The following is a 13,912-nucleotide window of genomic DNA, read 5'->3' as shown; positions in this document are numbered from 1 at the left end:
GCATGGGTGTGTTGCGGACAAACTTTCGGGCAACGGACGCTGCCCATCTGGCTAGCGCGGCCGCGCAGCTTGGCTTGCAGGCGAGCAACGGACAGAGTGTTGCCGATGTAATAGCTGCGGCCCCCGGGGATGTTGTGTTCTGGGAAGCGGGTTCGCCACCGGCGAGCGGCGACTTTACCGACGCACAGATTGCGCAGCTTCAGGAGGCAGTACGGCTGGGCGCGAACCTTGTGCTGTCACTGGGGCGGAACGCAGGCAAGCTGCCAGCACGGATGAGTGCGATGCTGCCGACGATTGGCTGGGGCGCGCAGATTGGCTACATCAAGTCGCAGAATGAAAGGCCAATCGAAGCCGGGACGTGGGACAAGACGCTCTTTGCGAAGGGCGAACCACAGGGCCTTCACCTGCCGTACTTCTTCCCGATCAGACCGTTCTCTGCGGTGGAGCGTGGGGAGGGTCGCTATGAGCGTTACGACCGTCGCATCCCGAAGATGGACCGCGTGGTAAAGCCGCACAACGAGGCTTGGACACGGCCGTTGTTGAACCATGACTGGCAGGTCCGCGTGAGCGCGAGCGACCGCTCGGCGCAGCCTTTGCTGGTGACGGGCAAGTACGGCGCGGGCCGGGTCGCGGTGCTGGCTGGTTCGGTGGTGAACTTCGATAGCGCCCCGCAGGCAGGGGGCCTGTGGGCTGGTTTCCTTGGTTGGTTGACGGAGAAGCGTGCTCTCTCGGCGAAGGTTGATGCTGCGGAGAGTTCTGCGGTGAAGATCTCCGTGGGAGCAAGCGGATCGCGCGTGGTGGTGCAGGTGCAGAACACCGGGACGGCACCGGCGGACGTACGTTTGTTTGCCCGCGTACTGACGTGGGAAGGCGCGTTGATGGGTGATGTGGTTCCTGCGAAGACGGTGGTGACCGTTGCTCCGGGAGCGACTGTGCCGGTTGAGTTGCAGGTGCCTCATGCGTCTAGCACGGGCTATCAGGCGTTGCAGTATCGCGATGCGGTGCATGTTCGTATCGCGGCGTTGTCGGGTGATGAGTCAACGATCCTTGCGGAGCGACGGTTGACTCTGGACCTGAGTCCGGGGATGCGCGTGCATCTGCATACGGACGCTGTTGGCTCGGTGACGACACCGTTTCATAAGCCGGACGAGAATAACTTTGGAGCGTTCCGCAATCGCATGGGCGCCGCGGTGGGGAGCTATGCGTATCCGCCGGGAGCTACGGTGAACGCGAGCGTGACGTTGTCGAACGGCCTAAGAAACCTTGCTCCCTTTGCTGCGGTTGTGGACCTGGTGGATAAAACGAATTTGTCGGTGATGGCGCTGAACGATGAGGCCACGAATTATCGCAAGGGTCCGGTGGATGCGATTAACGCGTGGGCGTCGTGGCAGGGCAAGGCGAACTCGGACAATGTGCTGCTGTTTATGTTTCCGAAGCCTGTGACCGTGGCGTCGTTCACCATTGTGGGCAGTGATGGCAGCAGCAGAGATGGTGAGGAGCACAATCCGTTGATGGCGATTGTCCAGTTCGATGACAAGGAAGTGTTGCGTGCTCCGCTGGAGCAGGCGTTCGTCGCGGGGCATGGTCAGGCGTATGTGCCGTTGAAGCAGCCAGCGGCTGTGACGAAGCTGACGATCCGGTTTCCGTGGGTGAACGCGCAGCCGGGCAAGCGCAGGCAGGCTCCGTGGCTGGGAGATATCCGGATCGCGGGATGGATTGGTGAGGCCCCTGCTGCAGCGAAGGAGACGCTGGAGGTGACGCTGGAAAACGCGTTGACCGGGGAGACGAAGTCGCTGCTGAAGCAGGAGGTGGCGTTGGCTGGCGGTGAGCGCCAGGCGATGAAGGTGCCGTGCAAGCTGCCGAATGAGACGGAGCTTGGCTTCTATCGTTTGCGTGCGGTTGCGGGGCACAGCGAGTCGTCGATGCCGGTGCTGGTGACGCGGGGAGAGAGGTCGCTGAAGCCCATTACGGACATTGTGCCGGTGGAGAGTGCGGCTCTGGGCTTCATCGTAACGCGCGGCTTTCGCAACGTCTTCAACACTGGCACGGGTACGGCTGAGATTGTCTCCGGCTGGGGACAGCCTGATGATCTGGTGTGGGCGTATGCGCGTCAGTTGAAGCAGATTGGACAGCGGGCGAGAACAGCTTCTGGTCGGCTGTATCTGTCGGAAGATGACATGCGGCATTACTCGTCGCCGTGGAAGTCGTTTGCGGATGGGCAGTTCTTCTTCGATGTCGCAACGCCGTTGCTGGTGGAGCACATGAAGGCGCATCCCAACTGGACGAAGTCGCCGATGGTGCACATGGACTTCTCTGACCGCTGGGACACGGGGCCGGATACAACGGCGCTTCATGGCTGGCAGGATTACGTGGAGTTCGATCGCGAGTTGCGTCGCCAGGGCAAGGCTGGGTTGAAGGGCAAGACGCGCAGCCAGGTTGGTGCGGAGATTCATGCCGAACATGAAGCCGAATGGCAGGCGTGGCATCTGGGGCGTTACTGCAATGCGGTAACCAAGATGCGTGAAGCGTTTGCGGCGGAGAAGAAAGACCTGACGATCATTGCGCAGGGTTTGCCGATTGTGGCGGGTGCGGAGGCCGCTGCGGCGCTGGCTCCGACGATTCGCGGGATGAGCGATGACTCGACGTGGGGAATGATCTCGGACAGTTCGCCGCTGACGACGGGGCGGCAGCTTGGAGAGATTGCGTTCAACCCGGCGTGGAAGGTGTCGACGCAGGGCATGTGGGGCTATCCGTCGAGCATTTTGAACAATGAGCATTGGCACTCGCCGGTGTCGACGACGGAGCCTTCGCGGCGAGCGATGTATGACCGCGCATGGCGTGGGATGGTTTGGGACGATGGTCAGTTCAGCTCGGTGTATACGTACGGCTATAACTCGAACGTCGGCATCGCGTACACGATGAATGACAACGATTGGCAGCAGTGGTGGCTGATGCTGGAGCGGCACACGTTGCTGGCTCCGGAAGCGCCGCTGGGCGCGGGGCTGGTGGTAAGCAGCAGTTACTACGCCGAGCCGGCGCATGTGAAGTTCAGTTGTGGCGATGCGCTGGAAGCCAATGAGTTGATCCCGGTGTACTCGCGTGCGTTTGAGTATCTGAGCAATGCGGGGATTCCGATTGCGTTTGGAGCGAACGTGCGCACGCTGGAAAAGTGGACAGGGGATGCTCCGTTGGTTCTGCTGAATCCTGCGATGTTCAACAAGGCTGAGATTGCAACGGTGGGTGCTCTGCAAAAACGCGGGGTGAAGATGGTGGGCTTTGGCGGCGGCGATGCCGGGCCGGGGGTGGATGCGCTGAAGCAGATGGGCATTCCTCTACTGGCGGCTGATCCCATGACGTTCAGCGCGATGGATGCGATGAAGCTGGAGCCGGAGATCACGAAGGCTCTTGCGGCTCCACTTACGTTGCCTGCGGGCGCGACGGGATATGGCTTCCGTTCGGGGACGACGAGCCTGGTGGTCGTGGAAGAGTGGATGGAGAGCGGCCGGGAGTTGGAGGTGCGCGTGAAGGTGCAGAACGCAGCGGCGAAGTCGGCGCAGGCCTGTGGCGTCAACGACCATGTGCCGTTCAAGGTAAAGCGTGAGGGCGAGGTCTGGGTGGTTACGGTTCCGATGCGTCCGGCGGACGCGGAGATCATTGCTTTGCGGGAGATTGCCTGATGCGTCGTCGTGATTTTTTAGCTGTGGCGGGTGGTGGTTTGGCGCTGGCTATGCAGACGCCTGCGCTTCATGCGTTTGTTGAGGCTACGGCTGCCCCGGCGCGCGGTGTGCTGCTGGCGGTGGATGGCCGTGTGAGCTCTGCGCTGGCGACGGCGATTGCGTCGCTGCAGGAGGCTGCGGCGACGCATCCTCTGTTGCGGGCGATGGGGGCGACGGGCAAGCTGCAGGTTACGGATACGAAGAAGCTGCTCGGTTCGCCGAAGGACCTTGCGTACAACCACCTGATCGTTCTGGGCCGGCCGGATGATCCGTTAGTGGTGGCGGCCTGGCAGCGCGAGGCAACGTTCTCTGAGAAAGGTGTGTATGTCTACGGATTTGGCGGCTTCAGTGGTGAGGTTGGGTATGTGGAGGCGGACCGCAATCCGTTTCTGCACGCGATCAACATACCGACCGCGCCGTACGAAACAGAGGTGGTGACGATCACGGGCACGACGGATGCGGCGATCGCGTTGGCCTTGCGTGCGTTTGTGGACCGCGGCCTGGTGAATGGGGTGGTGGCTTCGCCGGGATGGAAGCGGACGGAGGTGACTCTGCTGGACCGCGATCCGCTGGTGCCGAAGTTTGAGTTGCAGGAGGCGTTAGCGCCGACAGCGGTGGATGGCTACACGCGTGTGGCGTATGTGCAGGCTTCAGAGGATGAGTATCGCGGCGTGCTGGAGGATACGGGTGTGGAGCCGACGGAGATACATCGGTTCAAGTACTATCGGGCGGGTGCGTGGGACGGTAAGGGCGCGGTGGCAGCGTTTGATAACTACTCGTTCGGGCTGCATCGCAGGGCGTATGGGAGTACGTTGTGGCTGGCAAAGTTTGTGAGCGAAGCGGAAGCTGCTGAGGCTGCACCGAAGATTGCGGCGACAGCGAAGCTGGCGAAGAAGGGTGATCGCTGGGATGGGTCGCAGCCGTCGTATGGGTTTGTGCCTCCGGGGCAGCAGGGAGCGCCTGCTGGACCGTTGCGGCTGTGGCAGGAGAAGGAGTGGGTGCTGATGAGTACGCTGGATGCTGCGAAGGGGAGTGCGTCGTGAGCACGGAGATGAATCGGCGGCGGTTTCTTGCGCTGTCAGGAGTGGCGGGAGCATCAACGCTGGCTGCCTCTGCGCAAAGCAGGCTCTTTGTCGCTGCAAGCGAGGGCGCTGTTGGCGATGGACGCACATTGAATACGACCGCGCTGCAGAGGGCGATTGATCGCGCGCATGAGGCGGGTGGCGGTGTTGTGGTGCTGGGGCCCGGCGTTTATCTGAGCGGAGGTCTGCAGCTACGCAGCAACGTCACGCTGCGGGTGGAGGCTGGAGCGAAGCTGCTGGGGAGTTCGCGCGTGGACGATTATGCGTATCATCCGGGGCCACCGGAAGAAGGCGATGCGAATGGGCGTCACCTGATTTTTGCCCTCGACGCAGAGAACATTGCGGTGGAAGGGGCGGGGACAATTGATGGCAACGGCTCGTTCTTCTGGCATAAGAAGGGGCGTCCTGCGCCGAAGCCGGAAGATATGTGGGGCGATGTGATCGCGTGGGATTATGAGGCGGCGACGCCCAGGCGTCCTGCGCCGATGCTGGAGTTCGCACGATGCCGCAATGTGCGGGTGGAGGGCGTGACGCTGGCGAATGCGCCGAGTTGGACGATGCGTCCGGTGGCGTGTGAGTCAGTTTGGATTCGTGGCGTGCGCGTGCGCAACCCGATCTATGCGCCGAATACGGATGGGATGGACATTACGGCGAGCCGCAATGTGTTCATCTCCGACTGCGATATCGCGACGGGCGATGATGCGATCTGCCTCAAGAGCGAAAACCCTTATGGCGAGCTGTTGCCGACGAAGAATGTTACGGTGACGAATTGTGTGCTCACGACGTGCTGTAACGGCTTCAAGGTGGGAACGGCGACGCATGGCCGTATTGAGAACATTACTTTTTCGAACTCGGTGATCTACAACGAGGCGTCTTCGCCGCTGAACGAACGCGTGATCGCGGGCGTGGCATTGGAGATGGTCGATGGCGGATCGCTGCAAGGCGTGGTGATCTCGAATATCCGCATGGAGAATGTGCGTACGCCGCTGTTTATACGGCTTGGTGAGCGCACGAAGGGACATGAGAGCTTTGTGCGGGACATCAAGATCCGTGGGATCGAAGCGAGTGGCGCGTTGCTAACGAGTTCGATCATGGGCGTGCCGGGGATGCCGGTAGAGAATGTTTCGGTGCGCGATGTGACAATTCATTCGGTGGAGAAGGGCGAACGTGCGTGGGCCCACGCGACGCCGCCAGAGCAGCGCGAGTTCTATCCGGAGGCGAGGATGTTTGGTCGTCTACCAGCTTCGGGAGTGTATGTGCGGCACGCGCGTGGCATCTCGATCAGCGATGTGACGTTCCACTCGTCGCAGGCGGATGCGCGTCCGGTGATTGCAACGGACGATGTGCAGGCGTTGGAGTTGCGCCAGATTACAGCGCAGGCCCCCTCGGAGGGTGAGCCGTTGATTCGCTTGCGGAGCACGCAGGAAGCCTCGGTGTCGGGGACGCGTGCTCCAAAGGGGACGGCGGTGTTTGTCGAGGTAGCTGGTGAGGCTTCGTCAGAGATTGCGCTGTTCGGCAATGAAGTGAGCCGCGCTGCGAAGGTTGCGGCGCTTGTCCAGGGTGCGAAGGCCGAAGCGGTAAAGGTTCAGTAGATCTTCTACCGAAGGCAAAAGGAAGGCCCGCTCTGCGATCGCAGAGCGGGCCTTCCTTCCTGAGGACTACTTCTGGAAGACGGTGATGACCGGAGTCGTGTTGGTGGTGGAGGTTGGGAGGCTCACGCTGCGGGTTCCGCTGATGCCGTATGCGACAGCGGTTGTGGCGCTGGTGCTGTCGGCGATCACCAGGCGACCGGTGCTGTCTTCGGCGTAGGTATCGCTGGCGGTCTGGGCCTGCGTCAGCGAACCTGAGGGCGTGCTGACGTCGGTGGTGGTGGAGAGTTTGCCGAGGACCTGCGCGTTGACTCCGCCGGAGTAGAAGCTCCATGTCGAAAGACCGGAGTCGAGGGTTGCAAGTACGGGAACGAACGGTGTGCCGAAGGCGAAGGTGCCGGAGAGCAGCGGCATCTGCGCCGTGGTGTTGGGTACCTGCGGTTCGTAGTGGATGAGCGCGGGGTAGGTCGTGGCTGTCGAGAGGTCGATGCCGAAGCCCGAACCCTGCGCGTAGAGATAAACGGTTTGCGCGACAGCTCCGGTGACGTTGAAGACGTTGCGGCCGGTTGTGCCGGTGGTGAAGCTGAGGGACTTGGTTTGCGAGAGGGTAACGGTTCCGGCGTGGTTGGCATCGACAAGCAGCGTTCCAACGCCGGCGGAGGTGTAGTTGAGCGCGGAGAGGATGGCGTTGGAGGTGCCGGGGTAGGTTGTGGCTCCATCGCCACCTGCAGCTTGCGTTTCATAGCCGACGGAGAGCAGAGGGAAGGCGTTGGCCGAAGTGTAGGAGCTGATCTGCTGCAGACGGGCTTCTCCGGAGAGCAACGCGGACGTGGTGTGCGTGTCGTTGGAGAGCAGAAGGAGTTGGCTGGCGTTGACGATGATGTAGGTGTAGTTGGTGGGCGCGCCGCCGATCTGTGTGCCGGTGTAGGTGAGCTTCAACGTGCCGCGTCCCGTGGTAGTGGAAGGCGAGGTGAAGGTGCCGGTGATGCCGAGGCTGCTGTAGTTGCTGGTTCCTCCACCGTAGGCGGAGATGTCTTCTGTGCCTGAGCTGATGGTGGAGACTCCGTCTGCGGTGAGGAGGCCAGCAGCGGCGATAGGACCGTACTTCACCGCGGTGGCACAGGTGGAGCAAGCCGATTCGCCCGAGAGGCCGAAGACGAAGGTGTTCTTCACGGTGCTGGCGGCGAAGGTGGAGGTGGTTTGCGCGAGGGCGTAGCCGCTGCTTTGCAGACCAGTGCCGGTGGAGTTGTCGAAGCCGGTGAAGGCGGCGTACTGCGCGATACCGCTGACCTGGCTGGAGAGCGCGACGGCGTAGACCGAGCTCTGCGTGCCGAGGGTGATGGAGAGCAGGCCGCGTCCGTCGGTGTTCACTGCGTACGTTCCGGTGAGAGCCTGCGCGGTTTGCACGCCAGTAGGGCCGTCGTTGACGTCCGCGATGCCGGAGAGGTTGCCGTTGCCGTCTGCGGTGAAGCTGCCGAGTGTGCCACGGCCGTAGGACTTGCCGTCGCCGACGGTGGCGGGGGCTGTGCGACCGGTGATGAGCAGAGCGTAGCTGCCCTTGAGCAGGCCGTTCGCGGTGCCGCCGGAGAGCGTGCTGCCGATGGTGAGCGTAAAGGCTTTGGTGACGCTTGCACCGGTGCTGTCAGCCACGGAGAAGGTGACGTTGTAGGTGCCGCCGATGAAGGTGGTTCCAGAGAGGACGCCCGCAGAGGACAGTGTGTAGCCGCTGGGTAGAGCGCCGGAGAAGACTGTCCACGTATACGGCGTTGTGCCGAGCGAGGCCACAAGCGTGGTGCTGTACGGGCTGCCGATGTTGCCAGCGGGTAGTGAGGCCGTGTCGATCTGCAGCAGCGAAGCGGCGACAACTTTGAGCGTGTAGGTTTGCGTGACGGTGGCCGGTGTGGTGTCTGTGGCCTGCACGGTGAAGGTGGTTGTGCTGACCGCTGTGGGCGAGCCCGAGAGCAGGCCGGTGCTGGAGAGCGTGAGGCCTGCGGGCAGGGTGGAGCCTGTAGCGAGCGACCAGGTGATGGGTGCGTTGCCGCCGGTGGAGGTAAGCTGCGTGCTGTAGGCGTGGCCTGTTGTGCCGCTGGGGACCGTGGTTGTGGTGATGGCGAGCGTGCTGAGCACGATGTTGAGTGTGAGGTTGACGGTGGCGGTCTGCGCAGGGCTGTAAGCGTCTGTGGCCTTGAACGTAAGTGGAGTGCTCGCGACGGCTGCGGTGGGTGTGCCGGAGATGAGTCCGGCAGGGGAGAGCGTGAGCCCGGCGGGCAGCGTGCCGGAGGTGAGGCTCCAGGTGACGGGCGCTTGTCCGCCTGTGGAGGTGAGTTGCTGCGAGTATGCGTTCTTCACAGAACCGTCAGGCAGCGATGCTGTGGTGATGGCGAGTGGAGCGTAGATGTTGATGGTGAAGGTGGCGCTGGCTTTCAGCGGCGTCGTGCTGGAGTCGGTGGCTTGCACGCTGAAGATCGTGCTGCCAGCGGTGGAGGGTGTGCCGGAGATGACGCCAGCGGAGCTGAGGGTGAGTCCCGCTGGGAGTGCGCTGCCAGCGGCGAGCGCCCAGGTAACGGGTGCGGTGCCGTACTGGCTCGTGAGCGTGACGCTGTAGGGCTGGCTGGTAAGCCCGGCAGGAACGGTGGCGGTGGTGATCGCCAGGTTCGCGGCGACGATGTTGAGCGTTTCGAAGATCTGGATGGTTTGTGGCGTGGTGGCGGAGTCCGTAACGCTGACCGAGAAGGTGAAGGTTCCGCTGGCCGTGGGCATGCCGGAGAGCAGGCCGGAGGCCGAGAGCGTGAGCCCGGCGGGCAGAGCGCCGGAGGCAAGTTTCCACACGAGGGGCGCGGCGCCTCCGCTGGAGGCGAACTGGTAGGTGTACGCGGCGGCGACGCGGCCGGCTGTCAGCGTGGGCGTGGTTGCAGCAAGCGCCGGGAAGACGTTGATCGTCGTGGTGGCGGAGGAGCGCGGCGCGTTGACGGGAAAGGCGTTTACCAGCGTGATGTACTGCGCGGTGAGCGTGGCAGGCGCGACGTAGGTCGCAGAGGTCTTGGTGATCTGGGTAAGCTGGCCGCCGGAGCTATCGAGCAACTGCCAGGTGACGCCCGCGTTGGCGGGGTCGTTGTTGACCTTGGCGGTGAAGGCGACGCTTTGTCCCGCGTCGAGCGCGAGTGTGCCGGAGGGCGTGATGGAGTCTGTGATCGTGACGGTGCTGGAACTCCCGCAGCCAGAGAGCGGGAGGAGAGAGCCAACGGTGAGCAGAACAGCCACGAAGATCTTACGCATGAGAACGAACTCTTTCTGAAGCCCACGACCGGTGGACTTCACGACATGTGCATCGCAGGAGACAGGGAATCGCCAAACGGCACGGAGAAGTGGTAACGTTTCCATGCTGAAGTTCAGTCACTTTGCGAGCGAGCACCTTATACCTTCTGCCATCATGGGGAGTCAACCAGCTTCTTGCGGCAGGTAGTTTGAGTGTGTATCCCGCTTCCTTATGGAGTTGTTGTGAAAAATCCTCTGCTTTGTCTTTTGTGCCTGCTGGTTGTGCCGGCAGCGGTTGCGCAGCACCCTGCGGGGAGTGCTTCGGTGGGTAGTTCCGAGAAGTACGATCCGGTGGCTGCTCGTGCGGCTACGGTAGTGTTCGAGCATGCTCGCTTCACCGTGCTCACGCCGCAACTGGTCCGCATGGAGTGGGCGGCGGATGGGCGCTTTGAAGATCGCGCATCGTTCGCGTTTCTCAACCGTCACCTGGCGGTACCGGCGTTTACGCAGCATGTGAAGGGCTCGGGCGAGCACCAAGAGCTGACAATCGACACAGGAAAATTGCGCCTTGTTTACCGGCCTGATGGTACTGGGGAGGGGTTCACTGCAGAAAACCTTTCCATCGCGCTGACGGTGGCGGGCAAAGACGAGCAGTGGAAGCCTGGGATGTCGGCTGCGGGCAACCTGATGGGCACGGCGCGAACACTCGATGGCGTGAAAGGCAACGATGTGAAGCTGGAGCAGGGTCTGCTTTCACGCGATGGCTGGAGCGTGGTGGATGACTCAGCGCGGCCGCTGTTTGATTCGGCGGACTTCTCGATGAGCAAAGGGATGTCGAGCGAGTGGCCGTGGTTTGCCGAGCGTATGCCGGGCAAGCGGGTGGACTGGTACTTCTTTGGCTACGGGCATGAGTATGCGAAGGAGATGGGCGACTTTGTCCGCGTGGCAGGTCGGATTCCGCTGCCGCCGCGCTACGCGTTCGGCATGTGGTGGTCGCGCTACTGGGCTTATAGCGATCAGGAACTGAACGAGTTGGTGAGCGGCTTCCGCTCGCGCAACCTGCCGCTGGATGTGCTGGTGATCGACATGGACTGGCACATTGCGGTACGTGGCCATGACAACGACGCGTCGGGGCATCGCAAGGGCTGGACGGGTTATACGTGGAACAAGAACCTCTTCCCGGAGCCGAAGATGTTCCTCGACCGGCTGCATGAAGAGGGTGTGCATGCGACGTTGAATCTGCATCCGGCATCGGGCGTGCAGACGTTTGAGGCCCCGTACGCAGCCATGGCCAAGGCTATGGGGCAGACCGATGGCAAGTATGTTCCGTTCCAGATCACGAACCGCAAGTTTGTCGAGAACTACTTCGACATCCTGCATCATCCGCTGGAGAAGCAGGGGATCGACTTCTGGTGGCTGGACTGGCAGCAGGAGGCGCATACCGATGCAGCGGGTGTTGATCCGACGTTCTGGCTGAACTACCTGCACTTTACCGATCAGGAGCGCGAAGGAAAGCGGCCGATGCTCTTCCATCGCTGGGGCGGGTTGGGCAACCACCGCTACCAGATCGGCTTCTCCGGCGACACGATTTCGAAGTGGGAGTCGCTGCAGTTTCAGCCGAGCTTTACGGCGACCGCTGCAAACGTTGGCTATGCGTACTGGAGCCACGACATTGGCGGGCACATGCCGGGCGCGATCGAGCCGGAGTTGTATCTGCGCTGGCTGCAGTTTGGCGCGTTCAGCCCGATTTTGCGTACGCATACGACGAAGAACCCGGAGGCCGAGCGTCGGGTGTGGGCGTATCCCGAACCGTACAGCGACATCATGCAGGAGACGCTGCGTCAGCGAGCGGCGTGGATTCCGTACATCTACACGGAGGCGCGCCGGACGTATGACACGGGTGTCGCGTTCCTGCGGCCGCTGTACTACTCCTGGCCTGAGCAGGACGCAGCTTATACGGCGTCGAATGAGTTTCTGTTTGGCGAGAGTGTGATCGTGGCTCCGGTGACAACGCCGGTAGACAGCATCACGGGGTTGGCGAAGGAGAGCCTCTGGCTGCCGCCGGGAGAGTGGATTGAGCAGAGCAGCGGCAAGCACTTTATGGGGCCGCTGCGTGTGGAGCGTGAGTACTCCCTGGAGCAGACGCCGGTGTTTCTGCGTGCAGGAGCGATCGTTCCGATGCAGCCACCGATGCTGCATGTGGGGGAAAAGCCTGTTGATCCGTTGATTGTGCGCGTGGCGCCGCTGGCTGACCACCAGCGCTCCAGCTACTCGCTGTATGAGGATTCGAGTGAAGGTCGTGGCTATGAAGACGCTGCGTTTGCCCGGACAGAGTTGAGCGCACAGCGCGATGGTGCGGTGACGACGATTACGGTGCATCCGGCGAAGGGGAGCTATGCAGGCATGGTGCGCTCGCGGGCGATCCAGCTTGAGCTTCCTGATGGCTGGCCGCCTTCGACGGTGCTGGTGAACGGCGTCAAGCAGCCGCTGGTAACGGCGCTGTATGAGCGTGGATGGAGCTTCCAGGGCAATACGCTGACGACGGTGGTGCTGACGGATTCGTTTGCAACGTCGAAGGAGGTGACGATTCGCGTGGAGCGTGACCCGGCGCTGATGGAACGTGAGTCGCTGCTGCAAGGGTTCCCCGGAAAGATGGTGGACCTGCGCCGAGGCTACGCACAGATGAACGACATCTGGCCGGTGAATGATCTGGTGGCGGCTTCGCAGACGGGCGACCGGATGGGATATCGTCCAGACCGAGCGCTGCAGGAAGTGGAGGCGTTGCCTGCCTTGATCCAAAGCGCGCAGCGCGGTGTGGAAGAGTTCGCGGTGCAGGAGGACAAGGACTGGAAGGTCGCTCCGAAGCCGAAGGACGCTGAGGACGCGGCTGCTCAGAAGAAGAAGCAGGCGGACAATCAGGTTCGCTTGAAGAGAGCGCGTGCAGCGCTGGCGGCTGCGGCGAAGAGCTAGGCTTCCAGCACGGGACCGGCCGCAGCGATGGGCTGCGGCCGTCCAGCGTAGCGAAGGCCGAAGGCGACGAGCGGAAGGTAGCAGAGTGCTGGCAGGAGGAACGACACGCGAAGTCCGGCCATGTCGGCGAAGATGCCTTGCAGGTACGGGATCATGGCTCCGCCGATGAGCGCAGCGACGAGCAGGCCGGAGCCTTTGTCGATGAGCGGACCGAGGTCTTCGAGTGACGTTGTGACGGTGATGGGCACCATCAGCGAGTTGCACAGGCCAACGCCGAGCAGAAGCGAGGCCGCGAGTGCGCTGGTCGTCACGATGGAGAGCAGGACGCAGACGGTGGCCGCGGCGGCGAGCACTGTGAGCACGCGCTGTGGGTTCATGCGGCGCAGCAGCGGGAAGCCTGCGAAGCGGCCGACCATAGCTCCGCCGTTGTAGAACGAAGCCAGAAATGCAGCGTGCTCGCGCGTGGTGGCAAGTGTCGTGCTGAGGCAGAGGTAGTTAATCAGCAGGCCGCCGATAGCGATCTCTGCGCCGACGTAAAAGAACATGGCCGTAACGCCGAAGAGCAGCTTGTGCTGCCGCAGCAGTGCACGGTAGCTGGTGGAAGACTTTGCGGCGATAACGGGCCGGAGGTCGGGCAGGTTGGCAAAGGCTACGACGAGTACGAGAGCCAGCAGGCCAGCGCCGATGGCTAGGTACGGCGTGCGGAAGCCTAGGGAACCGGCAGTGGAGGAGACTCGCGGAAGAATGGCCCACGCTCCGAAGATGGGGGCGAGCATGGAGCCGAGCGAGTTGACGGCGAGGGCGAGGCTGTAGCGACTGGGTGCTGTGGTCGCGTCTCCCAGCAGGGAGATGTAGGGCGACGCGGCTGTTTGCAGCGCAGCAATGCCTGCGGCCATGAGGCTGAGCGCTGCGAGGAAGAGTTGGAAGGACGCAGCGGTCGACGCTCGGGCAAAGAGCAGCGTGGCGGCGGCCATCATGGCGAGGCTCACCGTCAGCGCGTGGCGGTAGCCGAGGCGCGAAACCAGCCGACTGGCTGGAAACGAAATGACGAAGCAGGTGAGGTAGAACGTTAGCTGGACGGCTGTTGACTCTCGATAGCTGAGATGGAAGAGCGCGCGAAAGGCACTGACGAGAACGTCGTTGAGCGCAACGAGGAAGCCCCAGGTGAAGAAGAGCGAGGTGACGAGCACAACGGCGGCGCGGAGAGAGAGCGGCTTCGAGGAAGAGAGAGACGTCATTGGGTGCAGAAAGCGTTGTCAGTTTGAGTGCGGAGCAAGTATAGTTCCAGCGATGATGGAAA

At 62.4% G+C, this 13,912-nt stretch carries 6 protein-coding genes; 4 read left to right on the top strand and 2 right to left on the bottom strand.

Going from position 1 to position 13,912, the window contains the following annotated elements; all coding sequences use genetic code 11:
* Positions 1-2: 2 nt before the first annotated feature.
* Genes PW792_15805 through PW792_15795 form a run of 3 tightly spaced genes read left to right on the top strand, consistent with a single transcriptional unit; the run spans position 3 to position 6,390 of the window.
* The gene (locus PW792_15805; GenBank protein MDE1163388.1) at positions 3-3,677 is read left to right on the top strand and encodes a hypothetical protein; all 3,675 of its coding nucleotides are present in this window, start codon (positions 3-5) and stop codon (positions 3,675-3,677) included.
* Complete coding sequence (locus PW792_15800; GenBank protein MDE1163387.1) at positions 3,677-4,759, top strand: hypothetical protein; 1,083 nt, start codon at positions 3,677-3,679, stop codon at positions 4,757-4,759. Before PW792_15805 ends, PW792_15800 begins: the two co-directional genes overlap by 1 nt.
* Complete coding sequence (locus tag PW792_15795) at positions 4,756-6,390, top strand: glycosyl hydrolase family 28 protein (protein ID MDE1163386.1); 1,635 nt, start codon at positions 4,756-4,758, stop codon at positions 6,388-6,390. The genes PW792_15800 and PW792_15795 overlap by 4 nt, the downstream gene beginning before the upstream one ends.
* A 66-nt stretch (positions 6,391-6,456) precedes the next feature.
* Here the strand turns inward: PW792_15795 and PW792_15790 are convergent, their stop codons facing one another.
* A complete protein-coding gene (locus tag PW792_15790; protein MDE1163385.1) occupies positions 6,457-9,663 on the bottom strand; it encodes a putative Ig domain-containing protein in 3,207 nt (1,068 codons plus the stop codon).
* Between the two features lie 222 nt (positions 9,664-9,885).
* Between PW792_15790 and PW792_15785 the strand changes: the two genes are divergently transcribed.
* Positions 9,886-12,612: a glycoside hydrolase family 31 protein gene (locus tag PW792_15785; GenBank protein MDE1163384.1), complete on the top strand. Its 2,727-nt coding sequence runs from the start codon at positions 9,886-9,888 to the stop codon at positions 12,610-12,612.
* Here the strand turns inward: PW792_15785 and PW792_15780 are convergent.
* A complete protein-coding gene (locus PW792_15780; protein ID MDE1163383.1) occupies positions 12,609-13,850 on the bottom strand; it encodes an MFS transporter in 1,242 nt (413 codons plus the stop codon). The two genes, PW792_15785 and PW792_15780, sit on opposite strands and share 4 nt — an antisense overlap.
* Between the last annotated feature and the right edge of the window lie 62 nt (positions 13,851-13,912).

The organism is Acidobacteriaceae bacterium (assembly GCA_028283655.1).
Classification (GTDB): domain Bacteria; phylum Acidobacteriota; class Terriglobia; order Terriglobales; family Acidobacteriaceae; genus Granulicella.
Note: the sequence above shows the minus strand (reverse complement) of the source record. Positions and strands in the feature narration are given on the sequence as shown.